General features: G+C 64.8%; 20 protein-coding genes and 7 pseudogenes. 12 read left to right on the top strand and 15 right to left on the bottom strand.

Going from position 1 to position 24,708, the window contains the following annotated elements:
* Positions 1-39 precede the first annotated feature (39 nt).
* From ACVWW3_RS11135 to ACVWW3_RS11115, 5 genes and pseudogenes are all read right to left on the bottom strand, one after another.
* Positions 40-705, bottom strand: coding sequence for a methionine ABC transporter permease (locus tag ACVWW3_RS11135; RefSeq protein WP_247445702.1), 666 nt, complete (start codon positions 703-705; stop codon positions 40-42).
* The gene (locus tag ACVWW3_RS11130; RefSeq protein WP_456650037.1) at positions 695-1,846 is read right to left on the bottom strand and encodes a methionine ABC transporter ATP-binding protein; all 1,152 of its coding nucleotides are present in this window, start codon (positions 1,844-1,846) and stop codon (positions 695-697) included. Before ACVWW3_RS11130 ends, ACVWW3_RS11135 begins: the two co-directional genes overlap by 11 nt.
* 241 nt (positions 1,847-2,087) lie before the next feature.
* Positions 2,088-2,234: pseudogene (locus ACVWW3_RS11125) on the bottom strand (anion permease); the annotation flags it as partial.
* Positions 2,230-2,524: pseudogene (locus tag ACVWW3_RS11120) on the bottom strand (enoyl-CoA hydratase/isomerase family protein); the annotation flags it as partial. The pseudogenes ACVWW3_RS11125 and ACVWW3_RS11120, both read right to left, overlap by 5 nt.
* 33 nt (positions 2,525-2,557) lie before the next feature.
* On the bottom strand, positions 2,558-3,316 hold the full coding sequence (locus tag ACVWW3_RS11115; protein ID WP_456650038.1) for a hypothetical protein: 759 nt from the start codon (positions 3,314-3,316) through the stop codon (positions 2,558-2,560).
* 62 nt (positions 3,317-3,378) lie between these two features.
* Between ACVWW3_RS11115 and nthA the strand changes: the two genes are divergently transcribed.
* Genes nthA through ACVWW3_RS11100 form a run of 3 tightly spaced genes read left to right on the top strand, consistent with a single transcriptional unit; the run spans position 3,379 to position 5,038 of the window.
* Positions 3,379-4,005, top strand: coding sequence for a nitrile hydratase subunit alpha (nthA, locus tag ACVWW3_RS11110; RefSeq protein WP_456650039.1), 627 nt, complete (start codon positions 3,379-3,381; stop codon positions 4,003-4,005).
* Positions 4,002-4,661 (top strand): nitrile hydratase subunit beta, encoded by a 660-nt coding sequence (gene nthB, locus ACVWW3_RS11105; protein ID WP_456650040.1) that lies wholly within the window; start codon positions 4,002-4,004, stop codon positions 4,659-4,661. The genes nthA and nthB overlap by 4 nt, the downstream gene beginning before the upstream one ends.
* Positions 4,661-5,038 (top strand): nitrile hydratase accessory protein, encoded by a 378-nt coding sequence (locus ACVWW3_RS11100; RefSeq protein ID WP_456650041.1) that lies wholly within the window; start codon positions 4,661-4,663, stop codon positions 5,036-5,038. The genes nthB and ACVWW3_RS11100 overlap by 1 nt, the downstream gene beginning before the upstream one ends.
* A gap of 185 nt (positions 5,039-5,223) precedes the next feature.
* Here ACVWW3_RS11100 and queC read toward each other — a convergent pair.
* Positions 5,224-5,939: pseudogene (gene queC, locus ACVWW3_RS11095) on the bottom strand (7-cyano-7-deazaguanine synthase QueC).
* A 126-nt stretch (positions 5,940-6,065) separates the two neighbouring features.
* Here queC and mazG point away from each other — a divergent pair.
* Positions 6,066-6,918, top strand: a pseudogene (gene mazG / locus ACVWW3_RS11090) (nucleoside triphosphate pyrophosphohydrolase).
* Between the two features lie 136 nt (positions 6,919-7,054).
* On the opposite strand, the gene hflX reads toward mazG, so the two are convergent.
* The 4 genes from hflX to ACVWW3_RS11070 all read right to left on the bottom strand — a co-directional run bounded on the left by hflX (position 7,055) and on the right by ACVWW3_RS11070 (position 12,709).
* Positions 7,055-8,434: a GTPase HflX gene (hflX, locus tag ACVWW3_RS11085; RefSeq protein WP_456650044.1), complete on the bottom strand. Its 1,380-nt coding sequence runs from the start codon at positions 8,432-8,434 to the stop codon at positions 7,055-7,057.
* Positions 8,435-8,445: 11 nt separating this feature from the next.
* Positions 8,446-8,691, bottom strand: a complete 246-nt coding sequence (gene hfq, locus ACVWW3_RS11080; RefSeq protein WP_247353387.1) for an RNA chaperone Hfq — start codon at positions 8,689-8,691, stop codon at positions 8,446-8,448.
* A gap of 236 nt (positions 8,692-8,927) precedes the next feature.
* Positions 8,928-10,298: a nitrogen assimilation response regulator NtrX gene (ntrX, locus tag ACVWW3_RS11075; protein ID WP_247445693.1), complete on the bottom strand. Its 1,371-nt coding sequence runs from the start codon at positions 10,296-10,298 to the stop codon at positions 8,928-8,930.
* Positions 10,299-10,315: 17 nt separating this feature from the next.
* Complete coding sequence (locus ACVWW3_RS11070) at positions 10,316-12,709, bottom strand: sensor histidine kinase (RefSeq protein WP_247445692.1); 2,394 nt, start codon at positions 12,707-12,709, stop codon at positions 10,316-10,318.
* 182 nt (positions 12,710-12,891) lie between these two features.
* Here ACVWW3_RS11070 and ACVWW3_RS11065 point away from each other — a divergent pair, with 182 nt between their 5' ends.
* Positions 12,892-13,038: a hypothetical protein gene (locus ACVWW3_RS11065; protein WP_247353393.1), complete on the top strand. Its 147-nt coding sequence runs from the start codon at positions 12,892-12,894 to the stop codon at positions 13,036-13,038.
* Positions 13,039-13,207: 169 nt separating this feature from the next.
* Here the strand turns inward: ACVWW3_RS11065 and ntrC are convergent.
* The 3 genes and pseudogenes from ntrC to dusB form a co-directional block, all read right to left on the bottom strand.
* Positions 13,208-14,651: pseudogene (ntrC, locus tag ACVWW3_RS11060) on the bottom strand (nitrogen regulation protein NR(I)).
* A gap of 9 nt (positions 14,652-14,660) precedes the next feature.
* A complete protein-coding gene (locus ACVWW3_RS11055; protein WP_247353395.1) occupies positions 14,661-15,836 on the bottom strand; it encodes a two-component system sensor histidine kinase NtrB in 1,176 nt (391 codons plus the stop codon).
* Positions 15,833-16,835, bottom strand: a pseudogene (gene dusB / locus ACVWW3_RS11050) (tRNA dihydrouridine synthase DusB). Before dusB ends, ACVWW3_RS11055 begins: the two are co-directional and overlap by 4 nt.
* 279 nt (positions 16,836-17,114) lie before the next feature.
* On the opposite strand from dusB, the gene ACVWW3_RS11045 reads away from it, so the two are divergent.
* On the top strand, positions 17,115-18,296 hold the full coding sequence (locus tag ACVWW3_RS11045) for a bifunctional 2-C-methyl-D-erythritol 4-phosphate cytidylyltransferase/2-C-methyl-D-erythritol 2,4-cyclodiphosphate synthase (RefSeq protein WP_456650046.1): 1,182 nt from the start codon (positions 17,115-17,117) through the stop codon (positions 18,294-18,296).
* Positions 18,297-18,300: 4 nt separating this feature from the next.
* Positions 18,301-18,909, top strand: a complete 609-nt coding sequence (locus ACVWW3_RS11040) for a CinA family protein (protein WP_354106200.1) — start codon at positions 18,301-18,303, stop codon at positions 18,907-18,909.
* Positions 18,910-18,915: 6 nt separating this feature from the next.
* Here ACVWW3_RS11040 and ACVWW3_RS11035 read toward each other — a convergent pair whose 3' ends face one another.
* Positions 18,916-19,695 carry a mechanosensitive ion channel family protein gene (locus tag ACVWW3_RS11035; RefSeq protein ID WP_456650047.1) on the bottom strand — a complete coding sequence of 260 codons (780 nt, stop codon included), beginning with the start codon at positions 19,693-19,695 and terminating at the stop codon, positions 18,916-18,918.
* An 889-nt stretch (positions 19,696-20,584) separates the two neighbouring features.
* Between ACVWW3_RS11035 and ACVWW3_RS11030 the strand changes: the two genes are divergently transcribed.
* From ACVWW3_RS11030 to ACVWW3_RS11010, 5 genes and pseudogenes are all read left to right on the top strand, one after another.
* Positions 20,585-21,292, top strand: coding sequence for a c-type cytochrome (locus ACVWW3_RS11030; protein ID WP_354106202.1), 708 nt, complete (start codon positions 20,585-20,587; stop codon positions 21,290-21,292).
* Between the two features lie 8 nt (positions 21,293-21,300).
* Positions 21,301-22,542, top strand: a complete 1,242-nt coding sequence (locus ACVWW3_RS11025; protein ID WP_456650048.1) for a cytochrome c — start codon at positions 21,301-21,303, stop codon at positions 22,540-22,542.
* Positions 22,543-22,550: 8 nt separating this feature from the next.
* Positions 22,551-22,727, top strand: a complete 177-nt coding sequence (locus tag ACVWW3_RS11020; RefSeq protein WP_354050583.1) for a hypothetical protein — start codon at positions 22,551-22,553, stop codon at positions 22,725-22,727.
* Complete coding sequence (locus ACVWW3_RS11015; RefSeq protein ID WP_456650049.1) at positions 22,724-23,293, top strand: cytochrome C oxidase subunit II; 570 nt, start codon at positions 22,724-22,726, stop codon at positions 23,291-23,293. Before ACVWW3_RS11020 ends, ACVWW3_RS11015 begins: the two co-directional genes overlap by 4 nt.
* Positions 23,280-23,903: pseudogene (locus tag ACVWW3_RS11010) on the top strand (cbb3-type cytochrome c oxidase subunit I); the annotation flags it as partial. The gene ACVWW3_RS11015 and the pseudogene ACVWW3_RS11010, both read left to right, overlap by 14 nt.
* A gap of 5 nt (positions 23,904-23,908) precedes the next feature.
* Here the strand turns inward: ACVWW3_RS11010 and ACVWW3_RS11005 are convergent.
* Positions 23,909-24,660, bottom strand: a protein-coding gene (locus tag ACVWW3_RS11005; RefSeq protein ID WP_247772603.1) for an IS5 family transposase whose coding sequence is annotated in 2 segments (ribosomal slippage) — positions 23,909-24,330 and positions 24,330-24,660 — 753 coding nt in all. Because the reading frame shifts where the segments join, the coding sequence is not laid out codon by codon here.
* Positions 24,661-24,708: the final 48 nt, after the last annotated feature.

Genomic DNA, 24,708 nt, shown 5'->3' with positions numbered 1-24,708 from the left:
ACATCAAATACCCGATGTGAGGGCCGCCCCCAACCGATGTCAGCGATGCCGCAGCCGGCGGTTGACCCGGCGCGCGAGATAATCGCCGGCGCTCTGGACGAGCTGCACCAGCGCGATTAGCACCACGACGACGGCCAGCATCATCTCCGGCATGAAGCGCTGATAGCCGTAGCGGATGCCGAGATCGCCGAGCCCGCCACCTCCGACGGCGCCGACCATGGCGGAATAGCCGAGCAGGCTGACCACCGCGAGCGTCAGCGCGAGCAGAAGACCCGGCAACGCTTCGGGGATCAGCACCTTGAGCACGATCTGGATCGGCGAGGCCCCGAACGAGGACGCCGTTTCAATGAGGCCGCCATCGACCTCGCGGATCGCGGCCTCGACTAGGCGCGCGATGAACGGCGCCGATGCGATCGTCAACGGCACGATCGCGGCCGTCGATCCGATCGAGGTGCCGGCAACGAGGCGCGTGAACGGGATGATGGCTACGACCAGGATGATGAAGGGCGTGGACCGCGTCGCATTGACGACGATGCCGAGCACGCGATTGACGACGGGCGCCGCGAACAGCTCCCCTTTCCGGCTGGTCGCGAGAAAGACGCCGAGCGGCAGGCCGATGACGGTGCCGATCAGCGCCGCGAGCCCGACCATGTACAGGCTCTCGCCGGTGGCCTGGATGATCAGGTTGATGAGTTCAGGCGACATAGCCGAGACGCTCCGCGGGGAATTGATATTGTGAGAGCCAGGCCAGCGTCCGCGTCGTCGCGTCGTCGCTGCAAGAAGTGCCGAGCGGAATACCCAACGTCAGCGAGCCCACATGCTGGCCGCCGATCTCGTCGATGCGGGCCGACAGCAGCGAGACGTCGAGGCCGAGCTCGCGCGCGAGACGCGCCACCAGCGTGTCGCCGGCTCCTGCCCCACGCACCTGGATGCGAATCACGGCCTGTCCGCCCGCAGGCAGCTCCGAAACGATCCGGCTCGCCAGCGACACCGGCAAGCTGTCGCCGATGACTTCAGCCAGGAATGATTGCGTGATCGGATGTTCGGGATGGGTGAAGATATCCGCGACGTGGCCGCTCTCGACGACGTGGCCGGCGTCGAGCACCACGACGTCCCTGGCGAGCTGACGCACCACGGACATTTCATGGGTGATCAGCACGATGGTCACCCCGAGCTCGCGATTGATGTTGGCGAGCAGATCGAGGATCGCCCGCGTGGTCTGCGGATCGAGCGCCGAGGTCGCCTCGTCCGACAGCAGCACGCTCGGCCGCGTTGCCAAGGCCCGCGCGATGCCGACGCGCTGCTTCTGGCCGCCGGAGAGTTCTGACGGGTAGCGGTCGTGCTTGTCGGCGATGCCCACCAGCGCAAGCAACTCGGCCACGCGTGCGATGATGTCGGCCTTGGCCCAGCCGGCGATCTCCAGCGGCAGCGCGATGTTGGCGGCTGCGGTGCGCGATGACAGCAGATTGAAGTGCTGGAAGATCATGCCGATCGAGCGCTGCGCCAGCCGCAAATCGCGGCCCGCAAGCACCGAGATGTCACGGCCGTCAACGACGACGCGGCCGGTGGTCGGCCTCTCCAGTCCGTTGATAAGCCGGACCAGGCTCGATTTGCCGGCGCCGGAGCGGCCGATGACGCCTGTGATCGAGCCACGTGGGATCGCGAAATCGATATTTTGCAGAGCATCGACGCCGGGTTTGCCGCGATAGGCCGGATAGGTCTTGGAGATGCCCTCGAAACGGACCATCGCGTCAGGCGCAGTCGCGGCAGGTGAGACCGCGTCACGTGAGATCGCGTCAAGCTCTTCGATCGGCCGTCCGATCGCGAGCGATGGGTGGGCGTTCATGGAGGCGCCTTCATGCACAATTGTTCCGCTTGGCCTCTGGGGCATCCGGGAACCGGGTCGCATCAAGCGACGGAGAATGAAACCGCGATGAGGGCTCGCGTGGAGCGCGCTGCACCGCAGCACGCACCATCGCCCTTTCAGGTCGCTCTTGCAATGTCACATATTTGCGAGGAATTGGACGAAGTTTTCCAAATCCCGCCCCACCGAAGAAAATTCATCTGCCGGGGGACTCCGGCCTGGCTCAATGGACCTGCAACCAGGGCAGGATGATCAGCAGGAGCCCCGCGAAATAGAGCACTCCGAAGATCAGCCCAAAACCCCAGAACTGGCCCTTCCCGATATAGCCGCTGCCGAAACACATCGGCGCCGGTCCCGTCGCGTAAGGCGAGTCAAGCGCGGTCCGAGATTGAGATGCCGCCGCAGCGCGCCGAGGTCCATGTCCTTGCGCGAGCGCCCTTCGACATCCTTGAGGTCGAACCCGGCGCAGAACGCGTCCGCGCTGCCTGTCAGCACCACGACAGAGGTTGCGGCGTCATCCTCAAAACTGCGCGCGGCCGCGGTGAGCTGGCGCAGCGCCTCCGGCGACAGCGCGTTGATGCCGTCGCCGCGGTCGAACCGCACCACCGCAATCCGCCCCTCCGGCCCGAGGCCCTTCTCGATCTTCACATAGTCAGACAACGCAATCTCCCCTGTTCTTGGTTTTCTTGGTGCTCACAAATGCCCGGTGCGGTGGTGCTCGGGCTCGCTGCCGCGGACCGGAAACCGGACCGTGGTCCCGATGGTGATCCAGTTGCCGCTTTCGCCGGTGATGTTGCGGCCGTAGATCACGTCGACGGAGAATATCTCGTTCGGCCGGTAGCGGACGCCGGTCTCGAAACGCGGCTGGACGACGCTTGCGACCTCGGAGGCGCCAGCTTGCCCGTAAGCTTCGATCGTCCATTGCAACGTGTCGGTGAATTTCCAATCGAAGCCGACGCCGTAGGTCAGGTAATGACGATCGACCGTGCGATCCCACAGCCAGCCGCCATTGACATTGATGCGCATGGTCTCCGACAGGCGGAAGGTCGCGGGGATCACGACAAAGGCGGACAGGGCATCGCCGCTCGCCGCGTCGAATGATTTGCCGCCATACGCTGACAACCCCCACCGGCCTATTCCGGTCGGGACGAAGTTCGTCTTCGCTTTTGGAGCGACCGTCGTGCTCCAGTCACCATCGCTCCGGGCCCGGATGGTCTGCAGGCTCAGCTCGATCGGCCTGAAGGGATCAACGACACAGGAGGGATTGGCGACCGCCGAAAAATCCGTGTTGGTCGCGACCGACATCCAGCTTTCCACTTTGCAGGAGCCGACCTCGGAAATGTCGGCGGCATCGACCGCATAGGCGCCATTCGCGGCGCGCGCACCCTGCGCCGCGAATGCGCCAAATGCTGCGATTGCAGCGGCTATTCCGGTTCTCGCAGCCCAGCCCATGGTGCGATGTTAGCAGAGTCTTCGTCTCGACAACGCCCGGATTCTGGGACTATCTTTGCCCCATGAGCGAACATCATCATCACCACGATCACGATCATTCCGAGCTGTCGGAGACCGAGCTTCGCGTACGCGCGCTCGAAACCATCCTGACCGAAAAAGGCTATGTCGAGCCGGCAGCGCTCGACGCCATCATCCAGGCCTATGAGACCAGGATCGGCCCGCATAACGGCGCGCGCGTCGTCGCCAAGGCCTGGACTAATCCCGCGTTCAAGCAGGCGCTGCTGGAAGACGGCTCCAAGGCGATCGGCACGCTAGGCCATGTCAGCCGCGTCGGCGACCATCTCGTCGTGGTCGAGAACACGCCGCAGCGTCACAACATGGTCGTGTGCACGCTGTGCTCCTGCTACCCCTGGGAAATGCTGGGGCTGCCGCCGGTCTGGTACAAGGCCGCGCCCTACCGCTCTCGCGCGGTCAAGGACCCGCGCGGCGTGCTCGCCGATTTCGACGTCACGCTGCCGAAGGACATGGAAATTCGAGTTTGGGACTCCACCGCGGAGACACGCTTCCTGGTGCTGCCGATGCGCCCCGACGGCACGGACGGCTGGAGCGAGGAACAACTCGCCGAACTCGTCACGCGCGATTCCATGATCGGCACCGGCTTTCCCAAAACGCCGGGAGCGCCGTCATGAACGGCGTGCACGACATGGGCGGCATGGACGGATTCGGCAAGGTCGAGCCGGAGCCGAACGAGCCGGTGTTCCATGCGGAATGGGAGTCGCGGGTGCTGGCGATGGTGCGCGCGATGGGCGCGGCCGGTGCCTTCAATATCGACACCTCGCGCTTCTATCGCGAGACGCTGCCGCCGCACGTGTACCTGTCGAGCTCCTATTACAAGAAATGGTTCCTCGGGCTCGAGGCGATGCTGATCGAGAAGGGCTACCTCACAAGGGAGGAGGTCGCCGCCGGCCATGCGATGCAATCCGCAAAGGCGCTCAAGCACGGCAGGCTGGAGCGCGATAATGTCGAGCGCACCATGGTGCGCGGCAAGTTCGCCCGCCCTGCTCCGGCGCCGGAGAGATTTGGGATCGGCGACCGCGTGCGCGCGAAAAACATTCATCCGGCAACGCACACGCGGCTGCCGCGCTACGTGCGCGGCCATGTCGGTGTCGTCGAGCTGAACCACGGCTGTCACGTGTTTCCGGATTCGGCGGCGATGGAGCTCGGCGAGAATCCGCAATGGCTCTACACGGTGGTGTTCGAGGGCCGCGATCTCTGGGGCGCGGACGCTGATCCGACCTTGAAGGTGTCGATCGACGCGTTCGAGCCCTATCTGGACCCGGCGTGATGAGCAGCACGGCCGCGGCCGCAGCAACTGCGGCCATACCGAGCATTCCGCGCGATGACGACGGCCCAGTGTTCCGCGCGCCCTGGGAGGCGCACGCCTTCGCCATGGCGTTGACGCTGCACGACCGCGGCGTGTTCACCTGGCCCGAATGGGCGGCAGCCTTGGCCTCAGAGATCAAGCGCGCGCAGGCGGCCGGCGACCCTGACACGGGCGAGACCTACTATCTGCACTGGCTCGCCACGCTGGAAGGCCTCGTCGCGCGCAAGGGCGTTGCGTCTGCGGAAACGCTGCACCGCTACCGCGATGCCTGGGATCACGCTGCGGATCGCACGCCTCACGGCAAGCCGATCGAGCTAAAGCAGGAAGATTTTGGCTAGCTCGCGCCACACCCGTCATTGCGAAGACTTCGTGTCCCGGACAAGCTGCAACGCCTAAGCGTTGCGGCGCAGAGCCGGGACCCAGATGGCAACACGATAAGCTATGATGGATGGGCCCCGGCTCTGCAGCGCACCGCTGAGGGAGCGCTGCGCTGCGTCCGGGGCACGAGAGGAGGCGAGACGCGCTACCTTCCCGCCACATACTCCCGCCACCCCTTCGCCCGCAGGCTGCATGCAGGGCACTCGCCGCAGCCGTATCCCCAATCATGCTGCGCGCCGCGTTCGCCGAGATAGCAGGTGTGTGCGACTGCTCGCGGATGAGGTCGACTAGCCCCTCGCCGCCGAGATCGTGCGCGAGCTGCCACGTCGCCGCCTTGTCGATCCACATCAGCGGCGTATGCAGCTCGAACTTGCGGGCCATGCCCAGCGACAACGCGGCCTGCATGGCGCGGATGGTGTCGTCGCGGCAGTCGGGATAGCCGGAATAGTCGGTCTCGCACATGCCGCCGACGATGTGGGTGATGCCGCGCCTGTAGGCCAGCGCCGCGGCGAAAGTCAGAAACACCAGATTGCGGCCGGGCACGAAGGTGTTGGGCAGGCCGTCGGCACCCATCGCGATCGCGACATCGCGCGTCAGTGCCGTCTCGGACACGTCCGCCAGCGTCGGGATCGACAGCGTGTGGCTCTCGCCGAGTTTTGCGGCCCAATCCGCGCGCAGGCCCCTGATGCCGTCGAACAGCTGGTCGCGGCAGGCCAGCTCGATGGCATGGCGCTGGCGGTAATCGAACCCCAGCGTTTCCACGCGCGCAAAGCGGTTCAGCGCCCAGGCGAGGCAGGTGGTGGAATCCTGGCCGCCGGAAAACAGCACCAGCGCGGTTTTTGATGAAAATGCGTCGCTCATGGTCCGCGCTTTAGCATTGCGCACCTCGGCCGCCAATCGGTGGAAATCGGCCTGTTCCGCCGCGCTACGCTGGGAACGGCGGCCCGCTTTTGGCATAAGGCTTGAGAGCCAGGAGACTGCCCCGCAATGACCCCTTCCCGCGACATTTCACGCCTGATCGAGATCATGGCGGCGCTGCGCACGCCGGTGACCGGCTGCCCCTGGGACCTCGATCAGAATTTTGCGACCATCGCGCCCTACACGATCGAGGAAGCCTATGAGGTGGTCGAGGCCATCGGCCGTGGCGATCTCGACGATCTCTGCGAAGAGCTCGGCGACCTCCTGTTGCAGGTGGTGTTCCACGCCCGGATGGCCGAGGAGCAGAATGCGTTCGCTTTTGGAGATGTCGTCGAGGCCATCACCCGCAAGATGATCCGGCGCCATCCTCACGTTTTCGTAGACAAGGACGGTAACCTCGCCTCCTCCCACGTCAAGGAAGTCTGGGACCGCATCAAGGCCGAGGAGAAGGCCGAGCGCGCCGCACGCCGGCCACCGGAAGAAATTTCGCACAAATCGCTGATGTCAGGCGTGAAGGCCGGCCAACCGGCGCTGACGCGCGCCATGGAGCTTCAGCGCAAGGCCTCGACCGTCGGCTTCGACTGGAACGACCCGCGCGCGGTGCTGGCAAAAATCCGCGAGGAAGCCGACGAAATCGAGGCCGCCCTCGACCGCAACGACAAGCATGAGATCGCGGAGGAAACCGGCGACCTGATGTTTGCGCTGGTCAACCTCGCCCGCCATGTCGATGCCGACCCGGAGGCCGCGCTGCGCGCGACCAACGCGAAGTTCGAGCGGCGCTTTGCCTATATCGAACGGGCGCTGGAAGCGCAGGGGCGAGCGCTGGAGCAGGCGTCGCTGGAAAGAGATGGACGCGCTGTGGAATGCGGCGAAGGCCGAGGAGAAGCCGGCGTCAGAGGGACGCAAGGAAGCCAGCCGCTAAGTCCAATATCGTGTTTGGGATCGCACCTGGTTCGAGATACGACGCGACTAATGCCGCGCACCAAATTGCTTGCTGTGGATAAGGGCCGCGGATCTGCGCGCTTGCGGCGCCCTTGTCCGGGACGACGTGGGAGAGATCACGCCACGCGCGGCACGGCGTCGAACCGGTTCACCACGATGTCCCGCTTGGTCTCGTCCACCCGCACCGTCATGTCGAAGCGGCCGTCGTGCAGCTCTTTCACCAACACCTCGGCATTGCGGTGCAGCCAGCTGATGCCGGCGCCATCGGCCGCGTCGATCGAAAGGTCGAGCGTGGTGCGTTTTGAGGCGAGCCGTTCCTCGATAGCGGCAAGAAGTGCGTCGACGCCCTCGCCTGACACGGCCGAGACCAGCATCGCCGGGTGGTCTTTCGGCCTGCGCGCAGCGATGTTCAAAAGCTCTTCGCGCTGTTCGGCGTCGTAACGGTCGATCTTGTTCCAGACTTCAATGATGCGGCCTGAGTCATCGGGATTGATGCCAAGCTGGCGCAGCACGGCGTCGACGTCGCTCTGCTGCGCCTCGGCGTCATCGTGCGAGATGTCTCGCACGTGCAGGATGACGTCGGCCTCCAGCACCTCTTCCAGCGTGGCGCGGAAGGCGGCGACGAGCTGCGTCGGCAGGTTGGAGATGAAGCCGACGGTATCGGACAGCATCGCCTTGCCGCCGTGCGGCAGGGTGAGCGCGCGCAGGGTCGGGTCGAGCGTGGCGAACAGCATGTCGGCCGCCTGCACATCGGCGCGGGTCAGGCGGTTGAACAGCGTCGACTTGCCGGCATTGGTGTAGCCGACCAGCGCGACCACGCGATACGGCACACGCTGGCGTCCTGCACGATGCAGACGCCGCGTCGCCTGCACCTTCTTCAGGTCGCCCTCGAGCTTGGAGATGCGCTCCTGGATCAGGCGGCGGTCGGCTTCGATCTGCGTCTCGCCGGGACCGCCCATGAATCCAAAGCCGCCGCGCTGGCGCTCGAGATGGGTCCAGGAGCGGACGAGACGCGAGCGCTGGTAGTTGAGATGCGCGAGCTCGACCTGGAGCGAGCCTTCCTTGGTCTTGGCGCGGCGGCCGAAGATCTCCAGAATGAGGCCCGTGCGGTCGAGCACCTTGGCCTGCAATTCCTTCTCGAGATTGCGCTGCTGGATCGGCGCCAGCGCGCAATCCATCACCACGAGCTCGACATCAAGGCTCTTGATCAGCCCGGCCATCTCCTCGACCTTGCCCTTGCCGATGTAAGTCGCGGGCCTGATCTGGTTGACCGGCGTGATGATGGCGTCGGCAACGACGAGATCGATCGCGCGCGCGAGGCCGGCGGCTTCATCGAGCCGGGCCTGGGCGTCACGCAGGATATGGCTTTCCGATTGCGCGTCGGCACTACCCGCGCGCACCCGCAAGTAGGGGCCGATGACAAGCACCCGCCCCGTTTGCTTGGCCCCTGCCGACCGCGGACGGTCGGTATCCCCGTCGAAATTCCGGGGTTCCAATCAGATCACTCTCAAGCCGGCTCCTCGCCGCCTTCGAACAACTGGATCGGAGCGCCCGGCATGATGGTCGAGATCGCGTGCTTGTAGACGAGCTGCGAGTGACCGTCGCGCCGAAGCAGCAAACAGAAATTGTCGAACCAGGTCACGATGCCCTGGAGCTTCACTCCGTTGACCAGAAAGATCGTCAGTGGCGTTTTAGTTTTGCGAACGTGATTAAGGAAGGTGTCCTGCAGGTTTTGTGCGCGGTCTGCCGCCATTTTTTTTCTCGCTTTGAGTTTCTTTTTATTGCGCCGGTTGCGGCCCTCTTTCTGAAATTCGGCGCCTCTCCCGGTTGCCGTCCCTCATGAGATCCCCCTCGGAAGGAACAGCGGTGCGATTAGAGGACAGGTGGGCTTATTAGGCAAGCCGCTTCACGCGCCAGCCCACGCCGTATGGCTCCGAAAAACTACGGAAATCAATGATTTTCCTCGCCTATCTCCGCCACGTCGCGGCGTCAGCCGACACCGAGCGCCTTCAATTTCCGGTGCAACGCCGAGCGTTCCATGCCAACAAACTCGGCCGTGCGAGAAATATTTCCTGAAAAACGGCTGATCTGTGCAATCAAATAGTCGCGCTCGAACACTTCGCGCGCTTCGCGCAGCGGCAGGCCCATGATGTGCTCGCCATTGTTGCTGGTCGGCATCGCCGGAACCATGGAGCCGACGTCCTGCGGCAGCATGTCGGCGGTGATGATGATCTCCGGGCCGCCCGCCGCCAGAATCATGACTCTCTCAACGTTGTTGCGGAGCTGACGCACATTGCCGGGCCAGACATGCGACTGCAGCACCGCCATCGCGTCTTGCCCGATCTGGCGCTTGGGGAGGCCGCTGCCCGCCGAAATCTGCTCCATGAAGTAATCGATCAATTCCGGAATGTCCTCACGACGCTCCGACAGCGCGGGCACGCGGATCGGCACCACCGAGAGCCGATGATAGAGGTCCTCGCGGAAATGGCCGCCCGCGATCTCCTCTTCCAGATTGCGCGCGGTGGAGGAGATGATGCGGACGTCGACCTGCACCTTGCCGTTGCCGCCGACGCGCTGAAACGACTGCTCGACCAGCACGCGCAAGATCTTGTTCTGGGTTTCGCGCGGCATGTCCGCGATCTCGTCGATAAACAGCGTGCCGCCATGGGCCTCTTCGAGCGCGCCGGACTTGCGCGCGTGCTCGCCGTTGGACTGCTCGATGCCGAACAGCTCGTGCTCCATCCGTTCGGGCGTGATCGCGGCGGCGTTGATGACGACGAAGGGGCCTTCGGCACGGCCCGAGGCCGTGTGCAGTGTGCGTGCGGTCAGTTCCTTGCCGGCACCGGCGGGGCCGACGATCAGGATGCGGCTGTTGGCCTTGGCCGCACGCTCGATGGTCTGGCGCAGCTGGTTCATGCTGGGCGAGCGGCCGACGAGCGAGCTTGCACTCGGCGCGAGCTGCTTCAGCTCCTTGACCTCGCGCTTGAGCCGCGAGTTCTCCAGCGCTCTGGTGGCGACCAGGATCAGCCGGTCGGTCTTGAACGGCTTCTCGATGAAATCGTAGGCGCCGCGCTTGATCGCGGCGACCGCGGTTTCGATGTTGCCGTGGCCGGAGATCATCACGACCGGCAGATCGGGGTTGTCCTTCTTGACCTGCTCCAGCAGCTGCAAGCCGTCGAGCTTGGAGCCCTGCAGCCAGATGTCGAGAAACACCAGATGCGGCCTGCGGTTGGCGATCTCGGCGAGCGCCGTATCGCTGTCGCGCGCGGTCCGGGTCACGAACCCCTCGTCTTCGAGGATGCCCGCAACGAGATCCCGAATATCGGCCTCATCATCGACAATCAGAATTTCACTTGCCATGGGTCGCGCCTGTTTTCTCAGCTGCCTGTTGAGGCTTCGGTTTTCGTTGAATCATTGGTCTTTTCAGCCGGCTCTTTGGTTTCAGTGGCCGGCTCTTTTGTTTCCATATCCTTGACGGATTCCGTGACCGTTTCCCTGATGTCCGGCTTGGTCGTTGCCGCGGTCACCGGTTCGGCCCCCTCGCTTTTCGCGGGAGTGCCGGAGACCGCAAAACGCATCCGCATCCAGGCGCCGCGCTGGCCCTCGCGGAAGTCGGAGGCGTCCTTCAGTTCGATGCGCCCGCCATGGTCTTCCAGCACGCGGCCGACGATCGCGAGCCCAAGGCCGGTGCCCTTGGCGCGTGTCGTCACATACGGCTCGAGGAGGCGCGAGCGCGCCACCTTGGGCAGGCCGATGCCGTTGTCGACGACGTCGATCAGCACGTCCTCGCCCTCGCGCGACGCCACGACGTCGATCCGGCCTTTGCCGAGCTCCTCCAGGGGGACCTGCTCGATCGCCTCGGTGGCGTTCTTGACGATGTTGGTGACCGCCTGCGAGATCAGCCGCCGGTCGAACTGGGCGCGCAGCGGGTCTTCCTTGAACTCGGCCTCGATATCGATCTCCGGATGGGCGACCTTCATCAGGAACACCGCCTGTCGCACGGTGTCCACGACGTCCTCGCCCTCCATCACCGGCTTCGGCATCCGCGCAAAGCGCGAGAACTCGTCGACCATGCGGCGGATATCGTCGACCTGGCGCACGATGGTGTCGGTGCACTGTTCGAAGATCTGCTTGTCCTTGCCCTCGGTGATGTCCTTGCCGAATTTGCGGCGGATGCGCTCGGCCGAGAGCTGGATCGGCGTCAGCGGGTTCTTGATCTCGTGGGCGATGCGGCGCGCGACGTCGCCCCAGGCCGAGGTGCGCTGCGCCGAGACCAGATCGGTGATGTCGTCGAGCGTGATGATGTAGCTGTCGTGCGGCTGGCTGGTCTTCTCGGCGCTGACGCGGACCGACAGATTGCGTTCCTGCCCGTCACGCGTAATCGTGATCTGGCCCTGCACCAGGCGCTGGGTCCCTTCCCTCGCCGTCTTCATCATCTCTTCGAGCTCGGGCAGCACGTCGGAGAGCGGATGGCCGAGCGTCTCGGCTTCGGAGTGCCCAATCAGCTTTTCCGCGGAACGGTTGAGGATGCCGACGCTGCCTGAGGTATCGACGCCGATAATGCCGGCGCTTGCCGAGGACAGCACGGCTTCGATGAAGCGGCGGCGGCTGTCGATGAGATCGCTGGCGTTGACGAGCTCGTCGCGCTGGCTGCGCAATTCCTGCGTCATCTTGTTGAAAGTCTCACCCAGCTGGGCGAGGTCGCCTTCCGATTGGTGCACCGGCACCTTCACATGGAGATCGCCGGTCGAGACCGTCTGGGCCGCGTTCATCAACCGCCGGATCGGCGAGACCAGCGAGTTGGCGAAGTTGAGGCCGATGATCACCGAGGCCATGAGGATGGTCAGCGCGATCACCGCGAACATCAGAGCGAAGGCGACCTGGATGCCGAGCCGGCGCGACTCGATCTGGGCGTATTCGGCGACGCTGAGCTCGGTCTGCTTGAGCTGGTTGACGACGTTCGGATCGAGCGGCCGCGCGACGTAGAGGAAGGTGTCGCTGAAGGCACGCAAGCGAACCACCGCGGCGACGAAGCTCGCATCGGGCAGCACCGCGATCTCGGGCTCGGATTCGTTGACGTTGCTGAGGAAGTCCGGCGCCGGCGGCGAATAGGCCAGCCGCATGCCGGTGTCGGCGGATTCGAGAATGTTGGTGTTCTTGTCGATGATCATCGCGCCCGGCAGGTTGCGCGAGGCTGCGCTGGACGTCAGCAGCTCGCGAAACGAGCGGCGATCCTGATCGTAGAGCGGCCGGGCGTGGGCGATGTCGTTGGCCATGCCGAGGATGTCGCCGCGGATCAGCTGCGCATGGTCCTGCATGTAGGCCCGCGCGATCGTCAGCGAGTTCTGGATCACCTCCTTGGTCGGTCCGGAGAACAGGCGGTCGAGGCCGCGCTCGATGGTGACGTTGGCGACGACGGCGACCAGCACCGCCGGCAGCACCGCCACGATCGAGAACAGGCTGACGATCTGGACATGGAGTCGCGCCGCCGCCCTGCCCCGCCGCCGCGCCAGGATCAGCTGCCAGAGTTCGCGGATGATGATGCCGACCAGCAGCAGGATCGTGCCCGCATTGATCAGATAGAACGAGCGGACAACCGCCGGCGTTGGCTCGATTGACGTGAGGCCGGTCAGGACCATGAAGGTCAGGAACGCCGACAGGAGCGCCAGCGCCACGGCGAACGGCGCCAGCCAGCGTCGCGCCGACCAACGCCGGGGCTCTTCCGCTGGGGCCGTGTCAAAGGATGCGGCCGAGGTCTCTGCGCTGGTCATTCCGGCAATGGGTGCTGAAAACGGGATCCGCCGCGGGCGGATACTGATGTATTCGTACCACATTGTTGCCGAATTGCGACAATTCCGCGGCGTCCAGGCCGCAACCGACCGGCGCATCCACAGGCCGCTGTCGCAAGACCTCCTTGCGGGAACGGTTTTCCGGCCCAGCGGCTTAACCGGGCATGGACAAGTTCTATCTCGCAATGATGGTGTCGGCCGTGCTGCTGCTGATTGTGGCCGCTGACCTCCTGGTCAACGGCCCCGGCTTGCAGGTGCCGCCGGCGAATGTCGCCAGCATGATGCCGATGACAGGCCGGCTTGTCAGATAGTGTGTGAGGCCGCATCCCGCGGCTGAATGACCATTTTCAATGTTCCAGCGGAACATTTCGGTCCAATCAGGACTTCTGCCCACCGCGTCAGCCATAACGGCCAGCGCGATCCGGACAGGCTCAGCTCTCTTTGGTAGGGGGAGCTGAGCCACCGTCCGTTCCGGGAAGGCTAGCCCCCGCTTCGATAAACCTGGATATCGAGATCCCGGATCTTCTTCCGCAGCGTGTTGCGGTTGAGGCCGAGCAGATCGGCGGCGCGTATCTGGTTGCCGCGGGTGGCGGCGAGCGCGGCCGTGAGCAGCGGCACCTCGATCTCCTTGAGGATGCGGTGATAGAGGCCCGGCGGCGGCACGCCGTTCGGGAAGCCCTGGAAGTGCGAGGAGAGATACGCCTCCACCGCGCCGCCGAGATTGTCGACGCCATGCTGGACTGCGGCACCCGGGCTGACCGTGGGTGGCGCCAACTCGCCGTCGATGACGGAGCCGGTGATCACGTCCTGCGGATAGAGCGCCGCGAGGCGCCGCGCCAGGTTTTCGAGCTCGCGCACGTTGCCCGGCCAGCGGTGCTGCTTCATCCGCTCCAGCGCCAGCGTGTCGAGCTTTTTCGGCGGCAGGCCGTCCTTCTCGGCGAGCGCGAAGAAATGGCGGATGAGATCCGGCAGATCCTCGATGCGCTCGCGCAAGGGCGGCAGCCGCAGCGGCACGACGTTGAGGCGGAAGAACAGATCTTCGCGGAACAGGCCCTGCTGGATCAGGACGCGCAAATCCTTGTTGGAGGCAGCGACAATGCGCACGTCGGTCTTGATCGGGGTGCGGCCGCCGACGGTGGTGTATTCGCCCTGCTGGAGCACGCGCAGCAGGCGGGTCTGCGCCTCCATCGGCATGTCGCCGATCTCGTCGAGGAACAGCGTGCCGCCTTCGGCCTGCTCGAACCGGCCGGAGGCGCGGGTGTTGGCGCCGGTGAAGGCGCCGCGCTCATGGCCGAACAGTTCGGACTCGATGAGGTCGCGCGGGATCGCCGCCATGTTGACCGCGACGAACGGGCCGTTGCGGCGCTTGCCGTAATCATGCAGCGCGCGCGCCACCAGCTCCTTGCCGGTGCCGGACTCGCCCGTGATCATCACGGTGAGGTCGGTCTGCATCAGGCGCGCCAGCACGCGATAGATTTCCTGCATCGCCGGCGAGCGGCCGACCAGCGGGATCGCCTCCATCTCGGCGTCCTCGTTCGGCGTCGAGACCCGTTCCTTCGGCTCGGCCAGCGCACGGCCGACGATGGCGATCAGCTCCTTCAGGTCGAAGGGCGTTTGGCAGATATTCATAGGCGCCGCGCTCGGAGGCGCGGATCGCCGTCATGAAGGTGTTCTGTGCGCTCATGACGATAACAGGCAAATTCGGCCGCATCTTCTTGATCCGCGGCAACAGGTCGAACGCGTTCTCGTCGGGCATCACCACGTCGGTGATGACGAGATCGCCCTCTCCCTGGCTGACCCAGCGCCACAGCGTCGCGGCATTGCCGGTGAGCCTGACTTCGTATCCGGCCCGCGACAGGGCCTGATTAAGAACCGTGCGGATGGCGGTGTCGTCATCAGCTACGAGAATGCTACCTGCGGGCATTGTTGATCCTCATTTTGCCCCCTGAGATGCAGACGACGACTTCCCGGCAGAGCCGTCGCGACTGCTGTGATCGGCATGTTTCACCGATGTGGAATACATCGGCATCAGCACGCGGAACGTGGTCTTGCGCGGCTGAGATTCGCATTCGATGATGCCCCCGTGATCGCCGATGATCTTTGCGACCAGCGCGAGGCCCAGGCCCGAGCCGGTCTGCTTGGTGGTCACGAAGGGATCGAACAGGTTGGTCAGGAGATCGTCCGGCACGCCTGGTCCGTTGTCCTTCACGCAAAATTCCAGCGGCAGGGATACACGGGATTTTTGACCGGGGACTGACAGGCGCACGCCGGGACGAAACGCGGTGGTGAGCTGGATCTCGCCGTCGGGAACATCGATCAGCGCTTCGGCGGCGTTCTTGACGAGGTTGAGGAACACCTGGATGAGCTGGTCCTGGTTCGCCAGCACCGGCGGCAGCGAGGGATCGTAATCCTCGACGAAGCGGATGTTGCGGGCAAAGCCGGATTGCGCCAGCCGTTTGACGTGATCGAGCACCGAATGGATGTTGACGGGACCGCGCACCACGGGACGTTCGTCGCCGAACACCTCCATGCGATCGACCAGCGTCACGATGCGGTCGGCCTCGTCGCAGATCAGCCGCGTCAGCATGCGGTCTTCGGAAGAGGCCTGCTGCTCAAGAAGCTGCGCGGCGCCGCGGATGCCCGAGAGCGGGTTCTTGATCTCGTGCGCCAGCATCGCGGCGAGCGCGATCACCGAGCGCGCGGCGCTGCGATGGGTGAGCTGGCGGTCCATCTTGTCGGCGATGGAGCGCTCTTGCAGCATCACCACGATATGGCCGGGCCGTTCCGTGAGCGGAGCAACGTGCAGATCGACCTGGCGGTCTCCGCCCATGCGCGGCGTGCCCAGATCGACCTTGTATTCGTTGACCGCCGCGTTCGACGAGCGCACCTGATCGATCAGCGCCAGCAAAGGACTGCCAAACGGCACCAGCTCTTTCAGCGACTGCCGCTTCAGAAACTGCGTCGAGATATCGAAGAAGGCTTCCGTTGCGATGTTGGCGGCAACGATCTTGCCGTCCGGCCCGATCATGAGCACGGGATTGGGCAAGGCATCCAAAATCGCGTCGTTGTCGGACGGAACAGGCCGACGATGTTCAGCAGCTGAGCTCATGCAGCAGCGCTCCATGCGAAGTCGTCGAAGGCATCTTGCAGTGACTGATGGACGAGCCGGGGATCCTCCGAGGTGAGGATCTTCTGGCGCCAGGATTTCAGCTTCTCCGCCGGCGCACGGCTCACATCGGCCGCGACGTCGAGCGCCCAGCCGAGATGTTTTCGCGCGTGCCGCAGACCAACGCGCAGCCCATAGAGCGCGCAGACGCCTTCATAGAGCGTGCGGACATAATGCAGCTGCGTCTCGAGCGACGGCGTGGCTTCCGCCGCCCCGCCTTTCAGGCGTCGGCCGATCTCACCGGGCAGCCAGGGCTGGCCCTGCGCGCCGCGGCCGATCATCACGGCGTCGGCGCCGGAGGCTTCGAGCGCCGCGAGCGCCTTCTCGAAAGTGGTGATGTCGCCATTGACGACGAGCGGAATGGAGATGGCATCGCGCACGGTGCGGATCGCGTCCCAATCGGCCTCGCCCTTGTAGAACTGGCAGCGGGTGCGGCCGTGCACGGTGGACCAGCTTGATGCCTGATGCCTGCGCCCGCCGCGCCAGTTCCGGCGCGTTGCGGGTGCGGTCGTCCCAGCCGAGCCGCATCTTCAGCGTCACCGGCACCTTCACCGCCGCGATCGTCGCCTCGATCAGGCTGACGGCATGGTCGAGGTCGCGCATCAGGGCCGAGCCGGACTGGCCGCCGGTGACGTGGCGGGCCGGACAGCCCATGTTGATGTCGATGATGTCGGCGCCTTCGGCTTCGGCAATCCGGGCGCCCTCCGCCATCCAATGCGTCTCGCAACCGGCGAGCTGGACCACGTGCGGACCGATCCCGGTGGCTTCGCAGCGCAACCGGGACATCCGATGGCCGTTGGCGAGCTCATCGCTGGCGGTCATTTCGGACACGACCAAACCGGCTCCCAGCTCGGCGGCGAGCCGGCGCACGGGCGAGTCAGTCACCCCCGACATCGGTGCCAGGAAGACCGGGGTGGCGACTTCAATATCGCCTATTTTCAACAGCTTAGAGTCTGATACTGCTGAGCCGGTCACAGGAGTTCCGTTCCGTTGGCAGGGCCTCATCGCGCCTGCCATGACCCATCTTGCGCACAATTCTTGTGCAGTCAAGCGTCATGCCTACAGTTTAGACAGTTCTGCAGAATTTTCAAGTGCAGTGCAGCAAAATGCTGAATCCTACAATCCGGGGAAACCCCTTTTTTTGCGGGCCTGCCGTGCTAGAGGCATGCGGCATCTCCCTCTCCCCGACTCTCGTGATCACCAACTGAGTATTTGAGTCCTATGGCGAAATCACAGCGCACCGCAGTCGTTCTCGTCGCGGCCGGACGCGGCCTGCGCGCGGGCGCCGGTGGTCCCAAGCAGTATCGCGAGATCGGCGGTGTGCCCGTGATCTATCGCGCCATGGAAGCCTTCAGCCGCCACGCGGACGTGTTTGCGGTGCAGCCGGTGGTGAACCTCGACGACAGCGCCATCTTCACCGCGGCGGTCGCAGGGTTAAAGCACGAGGCGCCGACGAATGGCGGGGCCACCCGGCAGGCCTCGGTGCTCGCCGGTCTCGAAGCGCTCGCCAAGCACAAGCCGGACATCGTCCTGATCCACGACGCCGCGCGGCCCTTCGTCTCGGAAGGCGTGATCTCGCGCGCGATCGATGCGGCCGGTCGCACTGGCGCTGCGATCCCCGTTGTTCCCGTCACGGATACCATCAAGGTCACCGGCGAGAACGGCAATGTCGAGGACACGCCGGACCGCGCGCGGTTGCGAATTGCGCAGACGCCGCAGTCCTTTCGTTTTGACTTCATCCTCGAGGCGCATCGTCGCGCGGCCAAGGACGGGCGCAGCGATTTCACCGACGATGCCGCGATTGCCGAATGGGCGGGATTGACGGTCGCAACCTTTGAAGGCGATGTTGCCAATATGAAGCTCACCACCCCCGAGGATTTCGTGCGCGAGGAAGCGCGGCTGGCCAGCCTGCTCGGCGACATCAGGACCGGCACGGGCTACGACGTGCACGCTTTCGGTGACGGCGACCATCTCATGATTTGCGGCGTGCGCGTGCCGCACACCAGAGGCTTCCTCGCCCATTCCGACGGTGATGTCGGCCTGCATGCGCTGGTCGACGCCATCCTCGGCGCGCTCGCCGACGGCGACATCGGCTCGCACTTTCCGCCCAGCGACGCAAAATGGAAGGGCGCCTCCTCCGACCAGTTTCTGAAATACGCTATCGAGCGCCTTACCCAGCGCGGCGGCCGCATCGCCAATCTCGAGGTCACGATGATCTGCGAGCGGCCGAAGATCGGCCCGTTGCGCGACACCATGCGCGCGCGCATCGCCGAAATTTCCGGCGTCGACATCTCGCGCGTCGCGGTGAAAGCGACCACCAGCGAGCGGCTCGGCTTTACTGGCCGCGAAGAAGGCATCGCGGCCACCGCGAGCGCCACCATCCGCCTGCCCTGGAGCGCGTAAGGTCATGGGCAGCAGCGACGCACGCGCCCTCTCCCGCTCGCTGCTCGATCTATGCCGGATGCGCAAGCTGACGATCGCGACCGCCGAGTCCTGCACCGGCGGCCTGGTCGCCGGCGCACTGACCGATATCCCCGGCTCGTCCGACGTCATCGATCGCGGCTTCGTCACCTATTCCAACGACGCCAAGCGCGCGATGCTGGGGGTCGAGCCGAGTACGCTCACCAATTTCGGCGCCGTCAGCAGGGAGACCGCGACTGCAATGGCAGTCGGTGCGCTGGAACGCGCCGACGTCGATCTCGCGGTCGCCATCACCGGCATTGCCGGCCCCGGCGGCGCCACGCCCGGCAAGCCGGTCGGCCTCGTCCATTTCGCCGTCGCCGCGCGCGACGGCCGCATTGTCCATCGCGAGCATCGCTTCGGTGCGATAGGCCGCACCGCAGTGCGCCAGCGCTCGGTGGTCGAGGCGCTGCGCATGCTGATGGACCTCGCCCGCGGCCCAGTTCAAGCCAAGCCGCGCCGTGAAGCCGCGGTAACCCGCCTGCGACCCCGCGTGACACGCTCGCCGCGCCGGCACGCCGCGAAGCGCAGGACTCCGCGGTCGCCGCGGGGGTGAGACCCCTCACGCAGCCGCGAGCAGCGCACTCGCATGGTCGAGCACGCACTGCTTGACCGCTTCGGCCTCGGACGGCTTCGCTCTTGCGCTGACCGTCAATTCCAGGATCGGCGCTGCCGGATTGGCGACGTCGACGACCTTGGAGACGCGGACGGCAGGCTCTGCCTGATCGTCGATGCGGGAGTCGTTGCGCAACTCCTTCAGGATCCGGTCCGCTAGCGCATTGGCGGCGCCTGCCGGGACCGGAAACGCCACCTTGACCTCGCCGGTGCCGGGATAGGCGCTGTGGTTGACGATGGCTGCGCCCCACACCTGCCCGTTCGGCAACAGGATCTGCGTGTTGTCAGGCGCAACCAGTTCCGTCATGAACAGCGACAGCGACTTCACCTTTCCAGCCTTGCCGGCGACCTCGACGTCATTACCGATGTGGAAGGGCCGGAACAACAGCAGCATCACGCCGGCGGCGAGATTGGAGAGCGTGCCCTGTAACGCGAGACCAATGGCGAGTGATGTCGCGCCCAATACGGCAACGAGGCTCGCGGTCTGGATGCCGAACAGCTGAAGCACGGCGATGCCGACCACAGCCAGCACGCCGTAGCGCGTGACGCTCGAGACGAACAAGGTCACGAGCGGATCGACCCGATGCGCGACGTTGAGGACGCGCGTGACGAAGCGCTGCATCGCGCCGGACAGATACCAGCCCACAGCGAGCAGCAGGATCGCGTAGATCGCATTCAGCCCGTACAGAACCAGCGATGCTTTCAGCGTGTCGAAATTGATGGTCATGAGCTCTCACCCGGGGGCAATCCGAAGAGAACTCGTGGCGGCGCGAAATGATCCCCTTGCCGCAGAGGGAACACAAATCCCGTAGCGCGGACGGAGAAGCGCAATCCGCGGGCCACGATCCGTTGTGTTGCCCGACGGGCAAAACACACAAACAGCGGGTCAATCGGCTCGCTTCAAAATATTCGTCTTTACAGAAATTCTGATTTGTCGCATCGTCCCGCCACCTCATCCCTGTCAGAGGGGCGTATCGCGATCGTCACGAAACGCGGGATGAGTTGTGGTGGACGCAGGCAGCATCGGCGCGTAGGGCCTCGCAGGGCGGGAAACCGTGAGCGAGGGCGTCGCGCACACGACCGGTGCGGTCTGCGTACGGCAAAACCGTGTCGTCCTGACGCCCGGGGTCTGTGCGTCAAGTCTTGTGGTGATGTGGGTTTGCCCGACCGGGCACGCGCATCAGCCATCCGCAAGGCGACGGGGGCAATAGTGCATCGCTCCCCGGGGAGAGCTCGGCATAAGCCGTAAACCACTGCGCAGGGAAGGCCGGTTGTTTGGCTTCACCTGTATGCCGCTGTGCAGATTCTTGTAGCGCAACCTTCGCACAGTGGACCGTGGGTGCCAGCCGGCACCCGGTCTTCCCTGTACCCTCCGATACCTGAGGGCCACGGCAAAAAGCAAAGCTCGGGCGAGAAACGTCGCGAGACTGCAAACCTGTGTTTGCTTGTCAAAATGCACGCAAATTTTGTCGAAACCGATCGGGATCGCAAATCTGCATCCGCGACCAAACGTCATCGCGCCCTGCCATCTTGCGCGCGGCTATATTGGCGCAATAATGCCGCTCTACGTTGTGACCGGGAATCAACCCGGCCCAGCCTCCTGGAGGGCGACGAGAGTGTTCGCTCGCGGTACTGCCCTGGCAATCGCCATTGCCGCCTTCGCCGCTATTCATGGCGCGGCCGCACAAACGGCCAACCAGCCGCCCGATACCATGGCGGCGCGGGTGGAGGCGTGCACGCCCTGTCACGGCAACAAGGGCGAAGGCACCAGCGACGTTTATTTCCCGCGGCTTGCCGGCAAGCCGGCCGGTTATCTCTACAACCAGCTGCTCGCCTTCCGCAGCGGCCGGCGCAAATATCCGCCGATGAACTATCTGCTGGAGTTTCTGCCCGATCCCTATCTCGAGGCAATGGCGGAATATTTTGCCAGCGAGCACCCGCCGCTGCCGCAGCCAGCACCGAGTGAGGTCAGCAAGGACGTCCTGGCCCAGGGCGAGATGCTCGCCACCAGCGGCGATGCGGGCCGCGGCATTCCGGCCTGCGTGAGCTGCCATGGCTCGGGTCTCACGGGCATGCAGCCGGGTATCCCCGGCCTGCTCGGCTTGCGCGCGGCCTATGTCAGTGCCCAGCTCGGCGCCTGGCGTTACGGCACCCGCACCGCGAAGGCACCCGACTGCATGCAGCTCGTCGCCGGTCATCTGACCGAGGCAGACGTCACCGCCGTCGCGGCCTGGCTCGCGACGCGGCCGGCGCCTGCAAACCCGGTCCCCGTGCCGAAAGGCACCTACGCGCTGCCGTTCGGCTGCGGTAGCCAGCCCAACTGACGAGGCGGATGATGGGCTCGAAATCGTGGACCACGCTGCTCGCTCTCGCCGTGCTCACCACGGTCGCGCAGGCGCAGGACAAGAGCAGCGATGTCATTGCACGCGGCGAGTATCTCGCGCGCGCCGGCGACTGCACCGCCTGCCACACTGCGCCGGAAGGCCGCCTGTTCGCCGGCGGCCACGCCATGCCGACCCCGTTCGGCACCATCTACACCTCCAACATCACGCCGGACGCGGATACCGGTATCGGCAAGTGGAGCGCCGACGACTTCTACAAGACCATGCACAATGGCCGTTTCCCGGATGGCGGGCTGATCTATCCGGCGATGCCGTTCGCCTCCTACACCAAGGTCACGCGTGCCGACAGCGACGCGATCTTCGCCTATCTGCGTTCGATCGCGCCGGTGAACCAGAAGAACAAGCCGCACGAGCTGCGCTTCCCCTATGACAACCGCCAGCTCATTCTCGGTTGGCGTACGCTGTACTTCCGCGAGGGCGAGTTCAAGCCCAATACGACCAAGTCGGTGGAATGGAATCGCGGCGCCTATCTGGTCGAGGGTCTCGGTCATTGCGCCATGTGCCATTCGCCGATCAATGCGCTCGGCGGCACCTCGCAAGCGGACACCTTCAAGGGCGGCTTGATCCCGATGCAGAACTGGTACGCGCCGTCTCTCACCAACAATCGCGAGGCGGGGCTCGGCGATTGGAGCATCAAGGACATCACCGATCTGCTCCAGACCGGTGTCTCCATGCGGGGCGTGGTTTACGGCCCGATGGCCGAGGTCGTGCATAACAGCCTGCAATACCTCAACGACGAGGACACCAGGGCAATGGCGGTGTACCTCAAGGGCATCGCGGAGCCCTCGCCTCCGCCGGCCGCGAGTTCGGCGCTGCCGACCACCGAGAGCAGCCTCTTGGTCAGCCTCGGCAAGACCGTCTACGACAAGAACTGCGCGAGCTGTCATGGCGCGCAGGGCGAAGGCAAGCCGCCTCATTGGCCGCCGCTCGCCAATAACCAGTCGATCGAGATGCAGTCGGCGGTCAATCCGATCCGCATGGTGCTCAATGGCGGCTATCCGCCGGGCACCAAGGGCAATCCGATGCCCTACGGTATGCCGCCCTTCGCCGGCCTTCTCTCCGACAATGAGGTCGCCGCCGTCGTCTCCTACATCCGCACCGCCTGGGGCAATCGCGGCACGCCGGTCTCGGCGCGCGAGGCCAACGAGCTGCGCTCGGCACCGCTGAACTGAGGGCCGCCATGTTCAATTCCGATCCGCCGACCAGCCCAGCCGCCGCCGAACAGGCCATCGAGGAGGTCGTTGCCCAGGGACCATCTGGTGCGATCGTGATCGCCGGCATCGCCACGGCCTGCGTGGTCGCGATGTGGCTCGCCTTCTATCTGTTCGTCTTCCTGCCGCGCGGGTCGCTGCAATGAGCGCAGGGCAAACCCACGGCAGCGGCAGCGCCGAGGTCGCGGCCCGCGTCGAGCGGCGCTGGACCATCGTCGCCGTGATCATCATCGTGATGATGGCGCTGCTGGCGGCGTTCGCCGGCATCCATCGTGCGACCATGCCGCAGCCGCGCGTCGAGACCACCGATCCGTCGCGGCTGCACCTCTCAGGCGAATTCGTCGAGAGCAATCTCGGCAGCGTGCTCGAGGCGAACGGCAATGTGACCGTGCGCGCGATCGGGCAGCAATATTCATTCACGCCGGCCTGCATCTTGGTGCCCGTGGACACGCCGATCACGCTGCGCGCCACCAGCGCCGACGTCGTCCACGGCATTCTGATCCAGGGCACCAACGTCAACACCATGCTGGTGCCGGGCTACATCTCCGAGCAGCTCATGCGCTTTACCAAGGCCGGCGACTATCTGATGCCCTGCCAGGAATTTTGCTCCTTCGGCCACGAGGGCATGTGGGGCAAGGTCAAGGTGATCGAGAAGACCGAATTCGCTGAACGCGCGAAGGGTGGCGGGAGGCTGAGCTGTGTTGGTCAATAGAAAGCTCATCCTCGCCCATTTCTGGCTGGCCTTCGCCGTGTTCGGCATCGCGCTCACGCTCGGCGCCTGGCAGATGTTCATCCGCAGCCCGATCGGCACCTGGCTGTCCAATCCCGAGCTCTATTACCGTTCGCTCACCGCGCACGGCACGGTGATGGGCTACGTCTTCCCGACCCTGGTCGCGATGGGTTTTGGCTATGCCATCAGCGAGTCCGCGCTGGAGCAGCGGCTGGTCGGCGTCCGCTGGGCCTGGGCCGGGTTCTGGCTGATCGTGGTCGGCGCGATCATGGCGATGGTCCCGGTCGGGCTTGGCCGCGCCTCTGTCCTCTATACGTTCTATCCGCCGCTGATTGGCAACGTGTTCTACTACCTCGGCGTTGTGCTGGTCGTGGTCGGCTCGTGGATCTGGGTCGCGCTGATGTCGATCAATCTGCGCGTCTGGCGGAAGGCCCATCCCGGCGCGCCGGTGCCGCTGGCGATGTTCGCCAATGTCGCGGGCTCTTACTTGTGGGCCTGGACCGCGATCGGTGCTGCGCTCGAGCTATTGCTCCAGATCATTCCGGTTGCGGCCGGGCTGAAGGCCACCATCGACGCCGGTCTAGGGTCTGTTGGGATTCATCTGGAGTTTATCGCGGCCGCGGCCAGATAGATCATTGAAGTGAAGCTCTGGTCGGTCTTGTCGGCGCGCATTGCGATGCGCTTGAATTCCTTGAGCTTGCCGAAGAAGTTCTCGATGAGATGCCGCCATTTGTACATCTCCTTGTCGATGGCGAGAGGCTGTGCACGGCGCGGATGCTGGGAGATGACGACTTTGGCGCCACGCGCTTCGAGTTCGGCGATGATGGCGTTGCTATCGAAGGCCTTATCAGCGATCAGCGCGTTGAAGGCCAATCCCTCGATGAGCGGCGGCACGCCCACCGTATCGAAACGCTGTCCCGGCAGGAGCACGAAGCGCACGAGATTGCCGAGCGCATCGGTGAGCGCCAGAATTTTGGTGGTCATGCCGCCTTTCGAGCGGCCGATCGCCTGGCTTTGCGTCCCCCTTTTGCGCCCTGACCGTGGCGGTGGACCTTGACGATGGTGGCGTCGACCATGGCGTATTCCATGTCGGGATCGTCGGAGATGGCCTCGAACAGCCGCTTCCAGACATCCGCCTTCACCCAGTCGCGAAAGCGCGTGAATGTGCTATTCCAGTGGCCGAACATCGCCGGCAGATCCCGCCAGGGACTGCCGGTTCGGGCGATCCACAGAACGGCCTCGACAAACAGTCGGTTGTCCTTGCCGCTGCGGCCCGGATCTCCCGGCTTGCCAAGACAATGCGGCTCCATCTTCGCCCATTGGGCGTCAGTCAAAACGAATCGGTCCATCCCAAGCTTGAATCACAACCAAGCCCCGATGAGAATCCTGAATCCCAA

The organism is Bradyrhizobium sp. LM2.9 (assembly GCF_054056555.1).
The sequence above is the reverse complement of the archived record's forward strand: the minus strand, read 5'-3'. Positions and strand labels throughout refer to the sequence as shown.

What these genes read in the sequence shown, in the direction of transcription:
- ACVWW3_RS11045 (WP_456650046.1), top strand. Translation starts at nt 17,115, where the DNA reads ATGGCGAAATCACAGCGCACCGCAGTCGTTCTCGTCGCGGCCGGACGC.
- ACVWW3_RS11035 (WP_456650047.1), bottom strand. Translation starts at nt 19,695, where the DNA reads ATGACCATCAATTTCGACACGCTGAAAGCATCGCTGGTTCTGTACGGG.
- ACVWW3_RS11015 (WP_456650049.1), top strand. Translation starts at nt 22,724, where the DNA reads ATGAGCGCAGGGCAAACCCACGGCAGCGGCAGCGCCGAGGTCGCGGCC.
- ACVWW3_RS11055 (WP_247353395.1), bottom strand. Translation starts at nt 15,836, where the DNA reads ATGAGCTCAGCTGCTGAACATCGTCGGCCTGTTCCGTCCGACAACGAC.
- ACVWW3_RS11130 (WP_456650037.1), bottom strand. Translation starts at nt 1,846, where the DNA reads ATGAACGCCCACCCATCGCTCGCGATCGGACGGCCGATCGAAGAGCTT.
- ACVWW3_RS11135 (WP_247445702.1), bottom strand. Translation starts at nt 705, where the DNA reads ATGTCGCCTGAACTCATCAACCTGATCATCCAGGCCACCGGCGAGAGC.
- hfq (WP_247353387.1), bottom strand. Translation starts at nt 8,691, where the DNA reads ATGGCGGCAGACCGCGCACAAAACCTGCAGGACACCTTCCTTAATCAC.
- ACVWW3_RS11040 (WP_354106200.1), top strand. Translation starts at nt 18,301, where the DNA reads ATGGGCAGCAGCGACGCACGCGCCCTCTCCCGCTCGCTGCTCGATCTA.
- ntrX (WP_247445693.1), bottom strand. Translation starts at nt 10,298, where the DNA reads ATGGCAAGTGAAATTCTGATTGTCGATGATGAGGCCGATATTCGGGAT.
- ACVWW3_RS11070 (WP_247445692.1), bottom strand. Translation starts at nt 12,709, where the DNA reads ATGACCAGCGCAGAGACCTCGGCCGCATCCTTTGACACGGCCCCAGCG.
- ACVWW3_RS11100 (WP_456650041.1), top strand. Translation starts at nt 4,661, where the DNA reads ATGAGCAGCACGGCCGCGGCCGCAGCAACTGCGGCCATACCGAGCATT.
- ACVWW3_RS11020 (WP_354050583.1), top strand. Translation starts at nt 22,551, where the DNA reads ATGTTCAATTCCGATCCGCCGACCAGCCCAGCCGCCGCCGAACAGGCC.
- nthB (WP_456650040.1), top strand. Translation starts at nt 4,002, where the DNA reads ATGAACGGCGTGCACGACATGGGCGGCATGGACGGATTCGGCAAGGTC.
- ACVWW3_RS11065 (WP_247353393.1), top strand. Translation starts at nt 12,892, where the DNA reads ATGGACAAGTTCTATCTCGCAATGATGGTGTCGGCCGTGCTGCTGCTG.
- ACVWW3_RS11115 (WP_456650038.1), bottom strand. Translation starts at nt 3,316, where the DNA reads ATGGGCTGGGCTGCGAGAACCGGAATAGCCGCTGCAATCGCAGCATTT.
- ACVWW3_RS11025 (WP_456650048.1), top strand. Translation starts at nt 21,301, where the DNA reads ATGATGGGCTCGAAATCGTGGACCACGCTGCTCGCTCTCGCCGTGCTC.
- nthA (WP_456650039.1), top strand. Translation starts at nt 3,379, where the DNA reads ATGAGCGAACATCATCATCACCACGATCACGATCATTCCGAGCTGTCG.